Here is a 17,309-nt window from a genome sequence, read left to right on the forward strand (position 1 = left end):
CAATTTGCGCCGATATATGGTGAGAAACGGTCGATATATTTGAAAAATCGCCGATAAAATTTCTCTACACCCTGAAAAAGGTTCTACTGAAGCAAGCAGAGCCTTTTTTGTATGTGTAATTGTCAGAAAAATATTTCTCAATATTTTTTATGTCGTAATTTTTAAAATATATTGAAAATTAAATAACCAAACAATATTATTTAAATATCGACAAAAAACGATAATTCGCAGGACATAGGGAGGGAATGGATTGAAAAAGAATAAGAAGTTAAAACCTTTATCAGTATTAGCAACAGCGGCAGTGCTAAGTAGTACGTTTGCATTTGGAAGTCAGGCAGCGGCTGAAACGCCATCATCATCGTTGCCGATTGATGAGCATTTAATACCGGAGGAACGTTTGGCGAAAGCGTTGAAAGAGCGCGGAGTCATTGATAAATCAGCATCACAAGCTGAGACATCAAAAGCTGTAGAAAAGTATGTTGAGAAAAAGAAAGGGGAAAACCCTGGAAAAGAGATTGTTACAGGAGATAGTTTGACGCAAGAAGCTTCTGATTTTATGAAAAAAGTAAAAGATGCAAAGATGCAAGAAAAGGAACAAGCAGATAAGCCGGCAGTAGGACCAGTAGCTGGTCAAGATGCAGGAATGAATCCTAGGAAGTTAAACGGGAAAGTTCCGACTACACCAGCGAAACAAGAAGAATATAATAGGGCAGTTCGCACAGATAAAGTGCTTGTTTTACTTGTAGAATTTAGCGATTTCAAACATAACAATATTGATCAAGAACCAGGATATATGTATTCGAAAGACTTTAATCGTGAGCACTATCAAAAAATGTTATTTGGTGATGAGCCGTTTACGTTATTTGACGGATCAAAAATTAACACATTTAAGCAATATTATGAAGAGCAATCAGGTGGTAGCTACACAGTTGATGGAACTGTAACGGAATGGTTAACTGTTCCAGGAAAAGCTTCCGATTACGGTTCAGATGCTGGAACTGGTCATGATAATAAAGGGCCTTTAGGACCACGTGATTTTGTGAAGGAAGCATTAAAAGCAGCGGTAGCAAAAGGGATTAACTTAGCGGACTTTGACCAATTTGATCAGTACGATCAAGATGGTGATGGAAATAAAAATGAGCCAGACGGCATTATTGATCATTTAATGGTTGTGCATGCGGGTGTTGGACAAGAAGCTGGCGGCGGTAAATTGAAAGATGATGCGATTTGGTCTCATCGTTCAAAACTTGGATCAAAACCATATGCGATTGATGGAACAAAATCTTCTGTTTCAAATTGGGGCGGAAAGATGGCGGCATACGACTATACAATCGAACCTGAAGATGGAGCGGTTGGTGTGTTTGCTCATGAGTACGGTCATGATTTAGGTTTACCAGATGAGTACGATACAAAGTATACAGGGAACGGTGAGCCAGTTGAATCTTGGTCTCTTATGAGTGGCGGTAGCTGGTCTGGGAAAATTGCCGGAACAGAGCCAACAAGTTTCTCACCACAAAATAAAGAGTTTTTCCAAAAAAATATGGGTGGCAACTGGGCGAATATTTTAGAAGTAGATTATGATAAACTTCGTAAAGGTATTGGGGCTGCAACATATATCGACCAAAGTGTTACGAAGTCAAAACGACCAGGGATTGTTCGCGTGAACTTACCTGACAAAAATATTAAAAATATCGAAGCAGCATTCGGTAAGCAGTTTTATTACAGTACAAAAGGGAATGACATGCATACATCACTTGAAACACCAGTATTCGATTTAACAAATGCGACAAATGCGAAGTTTGATTACAAGGCATTTTATGAGCTTGAAGCGAAGTATGATTTCCTTGAAGTGAATGCAATTACGGAAGATGGAACAAAAGTGCGTATTGATAGAATTGGTGAAAAAGATGTAAAAGGCGGTATGGATACAACTGAAGGGAAATGGGTTGATAAGTCATACGATTTAAGCCAATTCAAAGGAAAGAAAGTAAAACTACAGTTTGAATATGTAACAGATATTGCAGTGTCTTACAAAGGGTTTGCTCTAGATAATGCAGCATTAACTGTAGATGGTAAAGTTGCGTTTTCAGATGATGCAGAAGGACAATCAGCAATGACGTTAAAAGGATTTACTGTATCTAACGGATTTGAACAGAAAAAACATAATTACTATTTAGAGTGGAGAAATTATGCTGGTTCTGACACGGCATTAAAACATGCGCGTGGTCCAGTATTTAACACAGGAATGGTTGTATGGTATGCGGATCAAAGCTTTACAGATAACTGGGTAGGCGTGCATCCAGGTGAAGGATTCTTAGGAGTAGTAGATTCTCATCCAGAGGCAATTGTAGGAACGTTAAACGGACAACCAACTGTGAAGAGCAGTACGCGTTATCAAATTGCAGATGCGGCATTCTCATTTGACCAAACGCCGGCATGGAAAGTAGATTCACCAACTCGCGGAATTTTTGATTATAAAGGATTGCCAGGGGTTGCGAAATTTGATGATTCTAAGCAGTACATCAACAGCATTATTCCAGATGCAGGACGTAAGTTACCAAAACTAGGATTAAAGTTTGAAGTAGTAGGTCAAGCGGAAGACAACTCTGCAGGTGCAGTTTGGATTCATCGTTAAAATGAAGCTAGGAGCAGTACTCTTAATGGGTACTGCTCTTAGAGTTTGAAAAAGAATGTGTGGAAAAGAGTCATAATCTTGTCCTTCCTCTCATACAGTGAAACTAACAAGGCTTGTCTTAGGAAAGGAAGGAAATCAAGTGGAAACTTTACCATGGTGGATTTATCTTGTTATTATCGGGATTGTCGTAAGTGGCTACATGGTTTTATATACTTCTAAAAAAGAGCAAGAGATGGATAATGAGTTTATCGAAAAAGAAGGCGAAGTATATATGAAGCGTTTAGAAGAAGAGCGCGAGAGACGTAATCAAGAAAGTGATAAGGATTCTGTGTTGCTTTAATTGAAAAATATATATCAATAGCAGCTGCCCCTAAATTAGGGGCAGTTTTTTATATCGGCGGAAAGTACGAATATATCAGCGATTTTTCAAATATATCGACCGTTTCTCATCCTATATCGGCGATTCGACATAGGATATCGATCGTTCGACGCAGCTCGACAGTGAAGCGAGCTAAAAATTTCTCCTACTCGCTTTTCTTTTCGTCTAAATTGTGTACTATAAAAGGTATGATGACGTAAAGAAGGGGATTTTTAGAATGGAATTTCATGAACAAAAGATTTTGCCAGCTGTTCGGCAGATTAAAGATTTAGAAAAGTTATTACATAGCTCGTATGAGTATATTGTTATTTTAGATATTCATATCGGTCAATTGAAGAGTGTTGTGGCACTGGCGAAGCAGCATGGTAAAAAAGTATTTTTACATGTTGATTTAATTCACGGATTGCAAAGTGATGGACATGCGACAGAGTTTTTATGCCAAGAATATAAGCCGTATGGATTATTGTCGACAAAGGCAAGTGTCATTATGAAGGCGAAGCAAAAGGGCGTTGTCGCGATTCAGCGTATCTTTTTAATTGATTCGAGTGCGATGGAGAAAAGTTGCAATCTGTTAGAAAAAACAAAACCAGATTATATTGAGGTACTTCCGGGCGCTTTAACAGGTGTGATTGCTGAAGTGAAAGAACGGACGGGTGTGCCGATTTTAGCAGGCGGATTTATCCGTACGGTGGATGATGTAGAAAGAGCGTTAGAGGCTGGTGCGACAGCGATTACAACGTCGAAAAAAGAACTATGGAAACATTTCCAAAAATAGTGTCGAAAATGTGAAAAAATTTTATTGACACCGCTTTCATTTGAGGTTAACATTATAGACAAGTTAATAAACGTGACGGAGAAAAGTAGAGATCCACATTTCATTGTTTCTATAGTTTTTATATAGAAGCGTGTAGGCTGTGGATCTTTTTCTTTTGAAAAAAACGAATGGCCATTCATTTTCTCTCTATCACATTGGAATCATTTAAATTGATTGTGGAGGGATTTTATGTCAGCATTTTTAGGGGAATTAATAGGGACAGCGTTGTTAATCGTTCTTGGTGGCGGCGTTTGTGCTGGTGTCAGCTTAAAGAAGTCGTTTGCTAAGGATTCTGGTTGGATTGTTATTACGATGGGATGGGGCTTAGCAGTTGCCATCGCAGCATATGCAGTAGGATCGATTAGTGGGGCACATTTGAATCCAGCTTTGACAATTGGACTCGCATTTAAGGGAACGTTCCCATGGAATGATGTACCAGGTTACATTGTAGCGCAAATGATTGGGGCAATCATCGGTGCAATTATCGTATATTTACATTACTTACCGCATTGGAAAGAAACAGAAGATCCATCTGCAAAGTTAGGCGTTTTTGCAACAGGACCAGCAATTCCGAACACATTTGCAAACCTTTTAAGTGAAATGATTGGAACATTCGTTTTAGTATTTGGTATATTAGCAATTGGTGCAAATAAATTTGCGGATGGTTTAAATCCATTCGTTGTTGGTTTCTTAATTGTAAGTATCGGTTTATCATTAGGTGGAACAACAGGGTATGCAATCAACCCAGCTCGTGACTTAGGTCCGCGTATTGCACACTTCTTCCTTCCGATTGCAGGAAAGGGCGGATCAAACTGGAAGTATGCATGGATTCCGGTAGTAGGACCGATTTTAGGTGGATCACTTGCAGGTTTATTCCATCAAGTTGTATTTGAAGGAAAACAAAATGCAGCACTTATTTATGTGATAATTGCAACTGTGATTGTACTAGCAATCTCTTATATGACAAGCAAAAAGAGCGGAAGCAATACAAATAGTAGAAAAGTAGCATAAGGGGGAACTAATTATGAAAAAATATATTCTTTCATTAGACCAAGGAACAACAAGCTCACGTGCAATCCTTTTTAATAAAGAAGGTAAAATTGTTCATTCAGCTCAAAAAGAATTTACACAACATTTTCCAAAGCCAGGCTGGGTAGAACATAATGCGCAAGAAATTTGGGGATCTATCTTAGCAGTTATTGCAACTTGCTTAAGTGAAGCAGATGTAAAACCAGAGCAAATCGCTGGTATCGGGATTACAAACCAACGTGAAACAGCGGTTGTATGGGATAAAGAAACTGGTAAACCAGTTTATAACGCAATCGTATGGCAATCACGCCAAACAGCTGAAATTTGTGATGAGTTAAAAGAAAAAGGCTATAGCGATATGGTTCGCGAAAAAACAGGTCTTTTAATTGATGCATACTTCTCAGGTACGAAAGTAAAATGGATTCTAGATAACGTTGAAGGCGCAAGAGAAAAAGCGGAGCGCGGCGAATTATTATTCGGAACAATTGATACATGGCTTGTATGGAAATTGTCTGGTGGGAAAGCGCACGTAACAGACTATTCAAACGCATCACGTACATTAATGTTTAATATTCATGACCTAGAGTGGGATGATGAGCTTTTAGACATGTTAACAGTACCGAAAAGCATGCTTCCAGAAGTACGTCAATCTTCTGAAGTATACGGTCATACAATTGATTATCATTTCTTCGGTCAAAATGTACCGATTGCAGGTATCGCTGGTGACCAACAAGCAGCGTTATTTGGACAAGCTTGCTTCGGTGAAGGTATGGCGAAAAACACGTACGGAACTGGTTGCTTCATGTTAATGAACACAGGTGAAAAAGCAGTTGCGTCTGAGCATGGTCTATTAACAACAATTGCATGGGGTTTAAATGGTAAAGTTGAATATGCATTAGAAGGAAGTATTTTCGTAGCAGGTTCAGCAATCCAGTGGTTACGTGACGGCATGCGCATGTTTAAAGATGCAAGTGAAAGTGAAGAATACGCAAATCGCGTAGAATCAACAGACGGCGTATATGTTGTTCCAGCATTCGTAGGGCTTGGAACACCGTACTGGGATAGTGAAGTACGCGGAGCGGTATTTGGCGTAACGCGCGGTACAACGAAAGAACACTTTATCCGTGCAACGCTAGAGTCATTAGCATACCAAACGAAAGATGTATTATGCGCAATGGAAGCTGATTCAGGTATTCAGCTGAAAACATTACGCGTGGACGGCGGAGCTGTTAAGAATAACTTCTTAATGCAGTTCCAAAGTGATATGTTAGATGTGCCAGTAGAGCGCCCAGAAGTAAATGAAACAACGGCTTTAGGGGCAGCATATTTAGCAGGTCTTGCAGTTGGATATTGGGAAAACCAAGAAGAAATTAAATCGCAGTGGAATATGGATAGAAGCTTTGCACCAGCAATGGAAGCAGAAACAAGTGAAGAGCTATATGCTGGCTGGAAAAAAGCAATTGAAGCAACAAAAGCTTTTAAATAATCATAAACAGTGTTATAATGATGATAAGTTAATAATTCGGTAGGAGATATGGAGAGACCACAACACGCTATAGAAGCGATTTCTATAGCGGAGTTTGTGGTCTCTTTTTTCGTATAAATAGGGAGGAATTACCATGAAATTTTCAAGTAAACAACGTAAAGACGTATTAAACGGAGTAAATAAACAAGAATTAGATGTGATCGTAATTGGTGGAGGTATTACTGGTTCTGGTATTGCATTAGACGGAGCAACACGCGGTTTATCAACGATTGTGTTTGAAATGCAAGACTTTGCAGCAGGTACATCAAGTCGTTCAACGAAACTTGTACACGGTGGTTTACGTTATTTAAAACAACTTGAAGTGAAAATGGTAGCAGAAGTTGGGAAAGAGCGTGCGATCGTATATGAGAACGGTCCCCATGTAACAACACCAGAGTGGATGTTACTTCCGTTCCATAAGGGCGGCACATTCGGTTCATTTAGTACATCAATTGGTCTTCGTGTATACGACTTCTTAGCAGGTGTAAAACGAAGCGAGCGTAGAAAAATGTTTAGCCGCGAAGAAACAATGAAGAAAGAACCGCTTGTAAAACAAGAAGGTCTAAAGGGCGGCGGTTACTACGTAGAATATCGTACAGATGATGCACGTTTAACAATTGAAGTAATGAAAGAAGCAATTGAGCACGGTGCAAAAGCAGTTAACTATGCAAAAGTAGACGGTTTCTTATATAAAGATGGAAAAGTATGTGGTGTACGCGTTATCGACTTATTAGACGGAGAAGTATATGAAGTGTACGGTAAGAAAATTGTAAATGCAGCTGGTCCTTGGGTAGATACACTTCGTGAAAAAGATAATTCGAAAAAAGGAAAAGTATTGCAATTATCAAAAGGTGTTCACTTAGTTATCGACCAAAAACGTTTCCCGCTTGGTCAAGCGATCTATTTTGATACACCAGACAAACGTATGGTCTTCGCGATTCCGCGCGGCGGGAAAACATATGTAGGTACAACAGATACGTTCTATGATAAAGACGCAGCAGTACCACAAATGACAACAGAAGATCGCACATACATCATCAATGCGATCAACTATATGTTCCCAAGCGTAAAAATTACTGAAAAAGATATTGAATCAAGCTGGGCTGGTGTTCGTCCATTAATTTATGAAGAAGGTAAGAGTGCATCTGAAATTTCTCGTAAAGATGAAATTTGGACTTCTGAATCTGGCTTAATTACAATTGCGGGCGGTAAATTAACAGGATATCGCAAAATGGCAGAGATGGTAGTAGATTATGTAACGTCTCTATTACAAAAAGAAGATCACAGTTCTTATCCGAAGAGCGAAACGAAACATATGCCAATCTCTGGTGGTCATGTAGGTGGTTCTAAACAATTACCAACATTCATTGCGAAAAAAGCTGGGGAAGGAACAAAGTACGGTTTAACAACGCAGCAAGCAGAAGAGTTTGCGAAATTCTATGGTTCTAACGTTGATATTCTCTTTAACTTAGCAAAAGAGCTAAAAGCAGATGCAAAAGAGTATAACATGCCGTTAGACGTACTTGTACCGCTTGTATACGCGATGGATTATGAAATGACAGTGAAGCCTGTTGACTTCTTCGTACGCCGCAGAGGGGCTGTATTCTTCAACATTCACTGGGTATACGATTGGAAAGAAAACGTAATTGCGTATATGGCAGCAAAATTAGGCTGGAGCAAAGAAGAACAAATGAAATATACAGCTGAACTAGAGAAAGCATTAAGAGACGCTGTAGTGCCTGTAGATCAGCAAGAGCAAGCGGCAGCATTAGCATAAGAAATGAGGAATAAAAGAGTGCGTGCCTAAGGGGAGAAAACGCCCTTCAGGCACTTTTTATAAAGTGAAACACATTTTTTATGTTTTTTTTTATGGTTTTTTTGTTATAATAACATACGGGTTAAGGGAAGACTTTTATCTTCCCTTGTGTTTTTATCTGCATCTAGCTTTTTGCTAGATGCTTTTTTTATAATATTTCATTTCTAAAAGAAATAAATCGTAAAACAAAAAAAGTCTACATAGAGATCTAATTTCCTCAAGATGTATGAAATGAGAGGGGACACGGATATGTGGAAGGAATGGATAAGAACGATTTCAAAAGAGTATGTGTTTCATGCGCCTGCTGATGTAAATAAGCTTGAAGAAATGAAGGCCATATTCAATCTAAAGCTTCTGGATGAATTACAGAGTTTGCTAGAAGAAACAGATGGTGTAACCGATCGATATGGATGTCATCTCGTTTGGTCGACAAGCCGAATGGTAAAGGAAAATGTAAATCTTAGAAGTTACGAGGAATTTAAAGACTTATATATGCCTTTTGATGGCTTATTATTCATTGCAGATGCAGGGAATGGTGATTTATTTGGGTATTCCATTTTAAACGGCTCTATACAAAAGGCCGATATTTATGTATGGAATCATGAAAATGATAGTCGTACTTGGGTTGCTCCTTCTTTAAAGAAATTCATTGAATGGTGGAGTAATGGAACAATTCGCATTTAGTAATACCCAACTAAAAAAGGGTAATAAAATAAGCTGTCAGGAAAGACCTGACAGCTTATTTCATAAGAATTATTTTTTCTCTTTTTCATCAGCTTTTGGAGTTTCAAAGATATCTTTTAAATCTTTATCGTTAACTTTCACGTCAGCTTTTTTCAATTCTTTCTCTTGAAGTTTAGCCATGAATTCGCCATCTTGCATCTTTTTCGCAACAAGTTCTTTTTTGATGTCAGCTTTTGCTTGATCAAATGTTTTTTCTTGTTCTTTAATATCAGTTACTTTAATGATGTGATAACCGAATTGTGATTTTACTGGCTCACTTACTTCGTCTTTTTTCATTTTATATGCAGCTTCTTCAAATTCTTTTACCATTTTACCAGGTCCGAAGAAACCTAAGTCGCCGCCTTTTTCTTTTGATCCTGTATCTTCTGAGTATTGTTTTGCAAGTTCTTCAAAAGATTTACCTTGTCCAAGTTCTTCTTTTACTTTTTTCGCAGTTGCTTCATCTTTTACAAGGATGTGGCTTGCCTTAATTTCAGGTTTATAATTTTCTTTTAGTTCTTTGTCAGTGATACTGCCTTCAATCGCTTTTGTCATTGCTAATTCAGCGCGAACGCTTTCTTTAAATGATTTATCCGTAAATCCTTGTTGTTTTAGAGCGGCATCAAATTGATCACCAAGTTGCTTCTTATACTCGTCGTATTTCTTGTCAACTTCTTTATCATCGATTTTATAGTTTGTAACAAGTACTTTTTCTAATACCATACCATTTAAAATTTGTTTACCAGCTCTGTCTTTCATCTTTTCATAAAATTCGTCTTTTGAAATGTCACCAGCTTTAGAGGTAACGATTTTATCAGCTGATCCACATGCTGATAAGGCAATCAAACTTGTTGCTGCTAAGGCAAGCATAGCTTTCTTCATTCAATAAACACTCCTACTATTATGTATTTTTAATTCATCCCGCACAAATAAACATTTTTGTTCATAAGAGCCCGATTAAGTCTCACTGGTTTGCTTTTTTATAAGGTAAAAAGCCTTGCTTAACAGGGCTTACCGAGGCTGAGGATGAAATCTAGCTGAAGGTAATTTTATTCTATAGTATAAGCAATATGTACAAAATTTAATATATCATATTTCGACGTCTTTTCCTATTGATAAAGAAAAATTGCCCATTTGTTTATGATGATTGTCAGATTAAGGAGAGAGTACCATATTGGGCGATTGTGCATATAAAGGAAAGAGGAGGGATGGGGGAATGAATTCATCACTTATTATTTTATTGCTTGTACTGTTTATTTTATTGGTTATAGTAGGTATAATTTGCTTATAGAGGAAAAAAGTGAGGAAGGGACTTCCCTTCCTCACTTTCCATGAAATATAATTTCTATATAACTAGAAATTAATAGAATCGTAATACATACATTAATCACTCGAAAAGCGCTCGTTTGGCGTCTCTCGGATAGTTGTTTTCGCACGCAGAGTGTATGCGTCAGGAAATTCGTGTAGAATAGAACAATAAGTGCAAATGTGACAAAAACAATTTCTATAAGAGTCACGAGGAGATACCTCCTTTTGGCCAAAATACATATACTTTTATATATTGTATCATACGATATTTTGTTCGTGTTATAAAATTCAGAAATAGAAGACATTGTGTTAGAAAGTGAGGGAGAAAATGGACGTTGTAAAGAGACTAGAACAAGCTGAATATTATGTAGAACTTCTTTTTCAAATGATCGACGAAGATAAGTGTCCATTTTATTCTTTAATTATAAAGAAAAAAGCTCGTAAAAAGGATATTGAACGTATACTGAATCTTTGTGAACAATTGAACGAACAATACATAGCAGAGAAACAAGAAGGCTTACTTTTATTTGATACTCTTTTGGAGCAGTTTGAAAAAGCGCTTCCACATCAGCTCGAAGTAAACGAGACTGCAGAAGCGCTCCATAGACAAGGCTTATTTCAGCCAATTATGCAAGAATTTTTACGCATGACAGCGAAAAAATAATCGATTTTATTTTTTAACTAATTTTTGATCGTGTTCCGTAAAATTTTCCTCAATATCTTCTAGTGATTTCTCAAAAATATCGATAAAATCCTGTCCATAAATGTTTCTTAAAATCGCGATTAATTCGATATTTTCTGGGAACTTACCGTAGAAGTTTCGAAGAGCAAGAGCGCCATTAAAGACCGAATTATTTTCAGGGTCATACTCCTCCATTAATTGCAGCAGCAATTCTTCCCCTTTTGGTGTAATTTCAATATACGTATTTCGCTTATCATCTTCTTTCTTTGAGAATACAAGATAGCCGCGCTCTTCAAGTTTTTTAGAAAAGTTAAATGCCGTCGATACGTGCATCACGCCAAACTTTGCAATCTCAGAAATAGAAGCCCCTTTCAAATGATAAGCAATGGTTAAAATATGGTGCTCATTAATGTTTAAATCGTATGGTTTAATCCACTGTTGCCAATCTTTTTCTACACATTTCCATAATGCTTTTGATAATTGAGCAATGCGTTGGCTAAAAATCATTGCTTCTTTGACCGAATAATCTTTTTCTCCACTTTTCATGTACTCACCCACTTTAACATTCTTTTTCATTAGTATCTATTATGCCAGTAAAATAAAAATTAATAAAGTCTTTTTGTGAGAATTGTGAAAATTTTTCGGAAAAATTATAATTTTGTACAAATCATGCATAATTGTGGAAGCGTTTTAGGTGTCGTAACTATAAGTGTCATCTTCACATCGTAATGGATAACATATATTGTAAATGCATAAAAACACGACATATCTATGTGATATGTCGTGTTAGGACAAATATTTATAAAAAATATTTGTTATATGCAAAAACTAAGAATGGAACATCGTTTACGCTTTTTCTGGAACTGCTTGTTGCAATTTTTCAATTGATTTTTGAATGTCTAAAATCTCTTGTTCAATATGAAGTTTGTTTTGAGAAATATCTTGTTTCCATGTGGAAAGCGTATCTTGCATATCATCTTTTAATTCTTGAAACACTTCTTTACCTTCTGAAGCTGTTTCAACAATTTGGCGTTTTAATAATTTCGTATCAGCTGCAATATCTGATAACGTTTTTTTCACATCATTTCCTTTTTCTTTTAGCTTACTGCGCATATCTTTACCAGAAGAAGGAGTTGAAAAAAGAACGGCTAGTCCAGCGACAGCGCCACCGCAAATTAAACCTGTTACAAAAGATTTAGCTTTTGACATAAAAGGAAACCTCCTTATTTTTTGTTCATATTCATGATGTATAAAACGATGCATATGCTTAAGACAAGGGGGGATAAAAGTGAAACTCGTGACAACGATTTGCTTTATCGTAAGTCTTTTCTTTCTTGTACGTGCTATGCATTTACTGTTATTTGTAAAACAAAAAAGATCGTATCCTCCAGCATTTTGGGTGAAGAAACAAGCCATGCAGTATATGTCTTTTGGAGGAATAGGCTTGTTATGTACAATTTTATTTTATATGCTACTATAGTCTATTTTACACTATTTGCAATGGTACTTGCGATGTTTTGTAAATTTTCCGTCGTATATTCATTTTGGTGTGATTTCCAAACAGCGCCAAAACCATCGTTTTCACCGTAGCGTGGGATTAAATGGAGGTGGAAGTGGAATACAGTTTGTCCAGCTTTTTCACCGTTGTTATTTAGAAGGTTAAAGCCAACTGGGTTAAATTCAGATTTAATCGCATTTGAGATTTTCGGAACGACAGAAAAAATGTGTGATGCAATTTCTGGCGTTAAAGCAAAAATGTCTTGCTTATGTACCTTTGGAATAACAAGTGTATGTCCTTTTGTCACTTGACTAATATCTAGAAATGCAAGTACATGCTCATCTTCATATACTTTTGAGCAAGGAATTTGTCCTTCAATAATTTTACAAAAAATACAATTATCCGCTGTATGATTCATTGTCCTCATCCTTTCAAGTAGGTCTTAGCCGTATTTTACCATACTTACATAGGAGAACAAACACGAAAAACAGGAAGCTGACTCAGCTTCCTGTTTTCTGAAGAGGGATTGAAAAAGCATTTCATTTAATCTACCGTTCACAGACACCTCATTTATTTAGGAAATATGTGACAATTCGGCTTGTATTCTGCCGTAGACACCCCATTTACAATGAAATGATAATCCTTTATAAAATGAACTTGTTTATTTTATAAAACAGTATATACTCTCCTCGAGACACCCCGTTTCTAAAATAAAACAAATTATCTGGTTTCGTGTAAATTTTCTTTGTCCATTATGGACACCCCATTTCATGATGATTTCGCTAGGCTATATTCATCAACTTGGTGGCTGCTTTTTCAATGTGTTCCTTCTTCACTCATTATGATGTCCCGTTTCAGAAATGGTATGCAAAGAAATTAATTTTTTTGAAGAAATTTAGGTACTATGTAGTATCTTTTGTTTTTTGGTAAGATAAATATATACATTCGATTGAAGGATACGCTTTTCTAAGCGGATGAATATAAAGAAGAAAGTGGTGTCATATGGGACAGTTATTACATGTGGAAAATGTCACAGGAGGATATACGAAGCGGCCGGTGCTGCAAGACGTTTCATTTTCTGTGAAAAAAGGTGAACTTGTTGGCTTAATCGGTTTAAATGGAGCAGGTAAAAGTACGACCATCAAACATATTATCGGGTTAATGGAACCGAAAAAAGGAAGCGTTACAATTAACGGAAAAACAATTCGAGAAGATATGACTGCATATCGATCTAGTTTTTCATTCATTCCAGAAACACCTGTATTATATGATGAGTTAACGTTAGAAGAACATTTGAAGTTAACAGCGATGGCATATGGTGTTGATGAACAACAATATGAAGAACGTGTTCAGCAACTATTAAAAGAATTTCGAATGACGAATCGTTTAAAATGGTTCCCGGCTCATTTTTCAAAAGGGATGAAGCAAAAAGTAATGATTATGAGTGCGTTTCTTGTTGAACCATCGCTTTATATTGTCGATGAACCTTTCGTTGGACTTGATCCGTTAGCGATTCAATCACTCCTTCAAATGATGGACAAGATGAAAAAGAGTGGTGCTGGCATTTTAATGAGTACCCATATTTTAGCGACAGCAGAACGTTACTGTGATTCCTTTATTATTTTACATCAAGGTGAAATCCGTGCGAAAGGAACACTATCTGAGTTGCAGTCACAATTTAACATGCCAGGTGCAACGCTAGACGATATTTATATTGCGTTAACAAAGGAAGAAGATTATGAATAGCAAAGCGTTATGGAAAGAACGGTTCAAGTATTTCTTAAAAGAAGTTCGTACATATAGTAAGTATGTTTTTAACGATCATTTAAAATTTATTTTTGTATTTATCATTGGAGCAGGTGCGTATTATTATCAGCAATGGCTGCAAACACTGACTCCAGCATTTCCGACCGCGCTTGTTATGGCGGTGCTACTCGGGCTTGTATTAACGGCAGGATCGATTCAAACGTTATTAAAAGAAGCAGATCTTGTGTATTTGCTTCCAGTTGAAGAAAAATTAAAGCCGTATTTTACAAAGGCGTTTCTCTTTACATTTATGATTCAGCTGTATGTAATCGCAATCGTATCAGCTGCACTTGCTCCGCTATATTTCCAGCAGATGAAGCAAACAGGCGGTGCTTACATATGGATTGTGGTCGCACTTGTGTTAGTTAAAGCATGGAATTTATTTGTAGCATGGGAAAAATCGTTTTTAACAGATCAAGGCATGCAGCGCGCGGATTGGTTCATTCGCTTTTTATGTAATGGATTATTTGTGTACTTTCTTGTCGAGCGTACTTCAGTGATTTACACCGGAGTCATCCTCTTTGTAATGGTTATCTATCTTGCCTTCATGTATCAAAAGGTAAAAGGAAAACCGCTAAACTGGGAATATTTAATTGCAGAAGAAGGCAAGAAAATGATGTTTTTATACCGCATTGCCAACATGTTTGTTGATGTACCAGCATTAAAGGAGCGAGTATCACGCCGAAAATGGCTTGATTTTGTGCTTTCAATAATTGGTGAAAAACGTACATATTTATATTTGTATACACGTACATTTTTAAGATCTGGGAATTACTTTGGTCTATATATTCGCTTGCTTGCGATTGGCGGTGTGATTCTTTACTTTATACCGTTTTTATATGGACGTTTTATTGTAAGTATCGTATTTCTATACTTAATTGGTTATCAACTATTAAGCCTTTGGAAACACCATCGTTTAAAGCTTTGGCTTGATTTATATCCGGTGACCCATGAAGAAAAGAAAAAGGATTTTCTGAAATTGCTCAGTGCAATTTTATGTGTTGGCAGTATTGTATTTACAATCATATTTGCTTTCGCAACAAAAGATATCATCATGACTTGTGTTGTACTTGCCATTAGCATAGCTTTTAGTATCGGTTTTGTTTATCAATATGGCGTAAAACGTATCGAACGTTTAAATTGAAAGGAATGAACTTATGACTGAATATGAAGAGAAGGTCATAAAAGAATTGCAGCAGTGGAAACATACAATCATGAAAGATTCTTCTATGATGACTCGTTTTTCAAAAAAGGTACAAACGAAAGTACAACAGTTAATCCCAGAAAAAGTGCAAAACGTGCTAACGGAAACAATAAAAAAGATGGTACAAGGGATTAGTGCTGGATCTCATTTTATAAAACCGAAGTTAAAAGAAACAGACTGGTCCTTGCAAAGAAGAGATGAAGAAGTGTTAAAGAAAATGGATGAGTACAAAAAGATTGCCGCAGCAGAAGGCGCTGGAACAGGAGCGGGCGGCTTTCTTTTAGGGCTTGCCGATTTTCCGCTTTTACTCAGCATTAAAATTAAATTTTTATTTGATGCCGCGACTCTATATGGATTTGATACGAGCAAAGAAGAAGAGCGTCTTTTTATCCTGCATGTATTTCAACTTGCTTTCTCAAGTGATGACCATCGCAAGGAAATATGGAAAGCAATTGAAACGTGGGACACAGAGAAAGAAAATCATATGGACTGGGAGAAATTTCAGAAAGAGTACCGCGATTATATCGATTTAGCGAAGATGCTACAGCTTGTGCCGGTCATTGGTGCGCCGGTTGGGGCGTATGCGAATTATCAATTGTTGCAACGCCTTGGCGAAGTGACGATGAATTGTTATCGTTTGCGGTTGCTTCAGGAGAAGAGAATATCGATTTGATGTATGGTTTTGAAATAAAGTTGTATGCTTTCCCCTTTGGTTATGCTTACCAAAGGGGATTTTTATGTGTAAAAGAAGAATATCTGAAGTGGGAACGTGGATGAGGCTTTCGTTTAAAAGAGTATTATCTCAATCATTCAAACTGAACAAATGATTTCTATCTATAAAAATTTATTAGAAATTTATTTTTGTATCGTATCCTTTCAATATAGCTTGAAAGGAGAATTCTATGAGACAATTATGTAAAGTGTTAAAGCGTCTATTTGTTATATGTATTGGGGTTATCTTACTTGTGTCAGTATCTGTTTTTCTATACCATAACTATCAATTAAGTAAGGAATCAGCATTCATAAAAAATAAGGGAACATTCGTTAATTTGAATCCTAAAAAAATGAATGTATATAGTGAAGGCAGCGGTGAGGATACATATGTATTTATGTCTGGATCTGGGATAGCTGCTCCTGTTTATGAATTAAAGGGACTATATAGTAAGTTTTCAAAAGAAAACAAAATTGCTGTTATTGAAAGAGCTGGTTATGGATACAGTGATGTTTCTCACGATGACAGAGATATTGATACAATATTAGAACAAAGTAGAAAAGCGCTCATACAAAGTGGAAATAAACCTCCGTATATATTAGTGCCACACTCTATCTCAGGTATCGAAGCGATTTACTGGGCACAAAAATACCCAAATGAAGTAAAAGGAATTATTGCTGTAGATATTGGTTTACCTAAGCAGTACGTAATTCATAAAACGGGGCTAGTGGATTCATTAAAAATAAGAGGAATAAATATTTTAACGAAACTAGGTGTACACCGTCTTATTCCTTCTGTTACTTATAATCCCGAAGTGATTCGGCAATCTTTTTTAACTGAACATGAAAAAGAAATATATAAAGCGCTATCATATAAACAATTTTTTAATGATGATATGGAGCAAGAGTTTTTACAGAGCTACAATAATGGTAAAAAATCAGTTAACCTACCGTTACCAAAAGAAACACCTATTTTATTTTTAGATGCGATCGCTGAGCAAAATAAAAATTCGAAATATACAAAACAAAAAAACAAGGATTATGAGGAGTTTGCAGGCCAATTATTAATCGCAGATGTAATGAAAATTCAAGGTACGCACAGCATTTATTTATACGAGCCTGATGAGATATATAAGCTTGCTATGGATTTTATCAATAAAAAAGTAGAAAAAAATTAAG

Annotated in this window: 18 protein-coding genes; 13 read left to right on the plus strand and 5 right to left on the minus strand. The window is 36.6% G+C overall.

Annotated features, from left to right (window positions below):
* Positions 1-250: 250 nt before the first annotated feature.
* From AC1M36_RS11470 to AC1M36_RS11500, 7 genes are all read left to right on the plus strand, one after another.
* Positions 251-2,635 carry an immune inhibitor A domain-containing protein gene (locus AC1M36_RS11470; RefSeq protein ID WP_479845886.1) on the plus strand — a complete coding sequence of 795 codons (2,385 nt, stop codon included), beginning with the start codon at positions 251-253 and terminating at the stop codon, positions 2,633-2,635.
* Between the two features lie 139 nt (positions 2,636-2,774).
* The gene (locus AC1M36_RS11475; RefSeq protein ID WP_016113651.1) at positions 2,775-2,975 is read left to right on the plus strand and encodes a sporulation YhaL family protein; all 201 of its coding nucleotides are present in this window, start codon (positions 2,775-2,777) and stop codon (positions 2,973-2,975) included.
* A 256-nt stretch (positions 2,976-3,231) separates the two neighbouring features.
* Positions 3,232-3,789: a glycerol-3-phosphate responsive antiterminator gene (locus tag AC1M36_RS11480; RefSeq protein WP_336450855.1), complete on the plus strand. Its 558-nt coding sequence runs from the start codon at positions 3,232-3,234 to the stop codon at positions 3,787-3,789.
* Between the two features lie 228 nt (positions 3,790-4,017).
* Positions 4,018-4,839 (plus strand): glycerol uptake facilitator protein GlpF, encoded by an 822-nt coding sequence (gene glpF, locus AC1M36_RS11485; RefSeq protein WP_479845887.1) that lies wholly within the window; start codon positions 4,018-4,020, stop codon positions 4,837-4,839.
* Between the two features lie 13 nt (positions 4,840-4,852).
* On the plus strand, positions 4,853-6,343 hold the full coding sequence (gene glpK / locus AC1M36_RS11490; protein ID WP_479845888.1) for a glycerol kinase GlpK: 1,491 nt from the start codon (positions 4,853-4,855) through the stop codon (positions 6,341-6,343).
* 133 nt (positions 6,344-6,476) lie between these two features.
* Positions 6,477-8,159 carry an aerobic glycerol-3-phosphate dehydrogenase gene (gene glpD / locus AC1M36_RS11495; protein WP_431613069.1) on the plus strand — a complete coding sequence of 561 codons (1,683 nt, stop codon included), beginning with the start codon at positions 6,477-6,479 and terminating at the stop codon, positions 8,157-8,159.
* A 288-nt stretch (positions 8,160-8,447) separates the two neighbouring features.
* A complete protein-coding gene (locus tag AC1M36_RS11500; RefSeq protein ID WP_336450859.1) occupies positions 8,448-8,882 on the plus strand; it encodes an SMI1/KNR4 family protein in 435 nt (144 codons plus the stop codon).
* A 69-nt stretch (positions 8,883-8,951) separates the two neighbouring features.
* On the opposite strand, the gene prsA is transcribed toward AC1M36_RS11500, so the two are convergent.
* Complete coding sequence (prsA, locus tag AC1M36_RS11505) at positions 8,952-9,803, minus strand: peptidylprolyl isomerase PrsA (protein ID WP_336450860.1); 852 nt, start codon at positions 9,801-9,803, stop codon at positions 8,952-8,954.
* A gap of 440 nt (positions 9,804-10,243) precedes the next feature.
* Positions 10,244-10,438 carry a hypothetical protein gene (locus AC1M36_RS11510; RefSeq protein ID WP_098338972.1) on the minus strand — a complete coding sequence of 65 codons (195 nt, stop codon included), beginning with the start codon at positions 10,436-10,438 and terminating at the stop codon, positions 10,244-10,246.
* A 119-nt stretch (positions 10,439-10,557) separates the two neighbouring features.
* Between AC1M36_RS11510 and AC1M36_RS11515 the strand changes: the two genes are divergently transcribed.
* A complete protein-coding gene (locus tag AC1M36_RS11515) occupies positions 10,558-10,893 on the plus strand; it encodes a DUF1878 family protein (protein WP_336450861.1) in 336 nt (111 codons plus the stop codon).
* Positions 10,894-10,899: 6 nt separating this feature from the next.
* Here the strand turns inward: AC1M36_RS11515 and AC1M36_RS11520 are convergent, their stop codons facing one another.
* Together AC1M36_RS11520 and AC1M36_RS11525 are read right to left on the minus strand one after the other, a co-directional pair.
* Positions 10,900-11,457 (minus strand): HTH-type transcriptional regulator Hpr, encoded by a 558-nt coding sequence (locus tag AC1M36_RS11520; RefSeq protein ID WP_336450862.1) that lies wholly within the window; start codon positions 11,455-11,457, stop codon positions 10,900-10,902.
* A 300-nt stretch (positions 11,458-11,757) separates the two neighbouring features.
* Positions 11,758-12,120: a YtxH domain-containing protein gene (locus tag AC1M36_RS11525; protein WP_336450863.1), complete on the minus strand. Its 363-nt coding sequence runs from the start codon at positions 12,118-12,120 to the stop codon at positions 11,758-11,760.
* Between the two features lie 79 nt (positions 12,121-12,199).
* Between AC1M36_RS11525 and yhzF the strand changes: the two genes are divergently transcribed.
* Complete coding sequence (yhzF, locus tag AC1M36_RS11530) at positions 12,200-12,391, plus strand: membrane protein YhzF (RefSeq protein ID WP_336450864.1); 192 nt, start codon at positions 12,200-12,202, stop codon at positions 12,389-12,391.
* 1 nt (position 12,392) lies between these two features.
* Here yhzF and AC1M36_RS11535 read toward each other — a convergent pair whose 3' ends face one another.
* Positions 12,393-12,827, minus strand: coding sequence for an HIT family protein (locus AC1M36_RS11535; RefSeq protein ID WP_003195737.1), 435 nt, complete (start codon positions 12,825-12,827; stop codon positions 12,393-12,395).
* Positions 12,828-13,411: 584 nt separating this feature from the next.
* On the opposite strand from AC1M36_RS11535, the gene AC1M36_RS11540 reads away from it, so the two are divergent.
* The 4 genes from AC1M36_RS11540 to AC1M36_RS11555 all read left to right on the plus strand — a co-directional run bounded on the left by AC1M36_RS11540 (position 13,412) and on the right by AC1M36_RS11555 (position 17,308).
* Entirely contained in the window at positions 13,412-14,155 is a 744-nt protein-coding gene (locus AC1M36_RS11540) for an ABC transporter ATP-binding protein (protein ID WP_336450865.1), read from the plus strand.
* Complete coding sequence (locus AC1M36_RS11545; protein ID WP_431613070.1) at positions 14,148-15,359, plus strand: ABC transporter permease; 1,212 nt, start codon at positions 14,148-14,150, stop codon at positions 15,357-15,359. Before AC1M36_RS11540 ends, AC1M36_RS11545 begins: the two co-directional genes overlap by 8 nt.
* 13 nt (positions 15,360-15,372) lie before the next feature.
* Positions 15,373-16,092, plus strand: a complete 720-nt coding sequence (locus AC1M36_RS11550) for an EcsC family protein (protein ID WP_336450867.1) — start codon at positions 15,373-15,375, stop codon at positions 16,090-16,092.
* A gap of 229 nt (positions 16,093-16,321) precedes the next feature.
* Positions 16,322-17,308: an alpha/beta fold hydrolase gene (locus AC1M36_RS11555; protein ID WP_431613071.1), complete on the plus strand. Its 987-nt coding sequence runs from the start codon at positions 16,322-16,324 to the stop codon at positions 17,306-17,308.
* Position 17,309: the final 1 nt, after the last annotated feature.

Source organism: Bacillus sp. Medicinal_06, assembly GCF_056711665.1.

Coding starts and splice junctions, on each gene's coding strand:
- AC1M36_RS11480 (WP_336450855.1), top strand. CDS start 3,232: ATGGAATTTCATGAACAAAAGATTTTGCCAGCTGTTCGGCAGATTAAA.
- AC1M36_RS11545 (WP_431613070.1), top strand. CDS start 14,148: ATGAATAGCAAAGCGTTATGGAAAGAACGGTTCAAGTATTTCTTAAAA.
- AC1M36_RS11515 (WP_336450861.1), top strand. CDS start 10,558: ATGGACGTTGTAAAGAGACTAGAACAAGCTGAATATTATGTAGAACTT.
- glpK (WP_479845888.1), top strand. CDS start 4,853: ATGAAAAAATATATTCTTTCATTAGACCAAGGAACAACAAGCTCACGT.
- AC1M36_RS11555 (WP_431613071.1), top strand. CDS start 16,322: ATGAGACAATTATGTAAAGTGTTAAAGCGTCTATTTGTTATATGTATT.
- AC1M36_RS11540 (WP_336450865.1), top strand. CDS start 13,412: ATGGGACAGTTATTACATGTGGAAAATGTCACAGGAGGATATACGAAG.
- glpD (WP_431613069.1), top strand. CDS start 6,477: ATGAAATTTTCAAGTAAACAACGTAAAGACGTATTAAACGGAGTAAAT.
- AC1M36_RS11520 (WP_336450862.1), bottom strand. CDS start 11,457: ATGAAAAGTGGAGAAAAAGATTATTCGGTCAAAGAAGCAATGATTTTT.
- AC1M36_RS11500 (WP_336450859.1), top strand. CDS start 8,448: ATGTGGAAGGAATGGATAAGAACGATTTCAAAAGAGTATGTGTTTCAT.
- prsA (WP_336450860.1), bottom strand. CDS start 9,803: ATGAAGAAAGCTATGCTTGCCTTAGCAGCAACAAGTTTGATTGCCTTA.
- AC1M36_RS11525 (WP_336450863.1), bottom strand. CDS start 12,120: ATGTCAAAAGCTAAATCTTTTGTAACAGGTTTAATTTGCGGTGGCGCT.
- glpF (WP_479845887.1), top strand. CDS start 4,018: ATGTCAGCATTTTTAGGGGAATTAATAGGGACAGCGTTGTTAATCGTT.
- AC1M36_RS11550 (WP_336450867.1), top strand. CDS start 15,373: ATGACTGAATATGAAGAGAAGGTCATAAAAGAATTGCAGCAGTGGAAA.
- AC1M36_RS11535 (WP_003195737.1), bottom strand. CDS start 12,827: ATGAATCATACAGCGGATAATTGTATTTTTTGTAAAATTATTGAAGGA.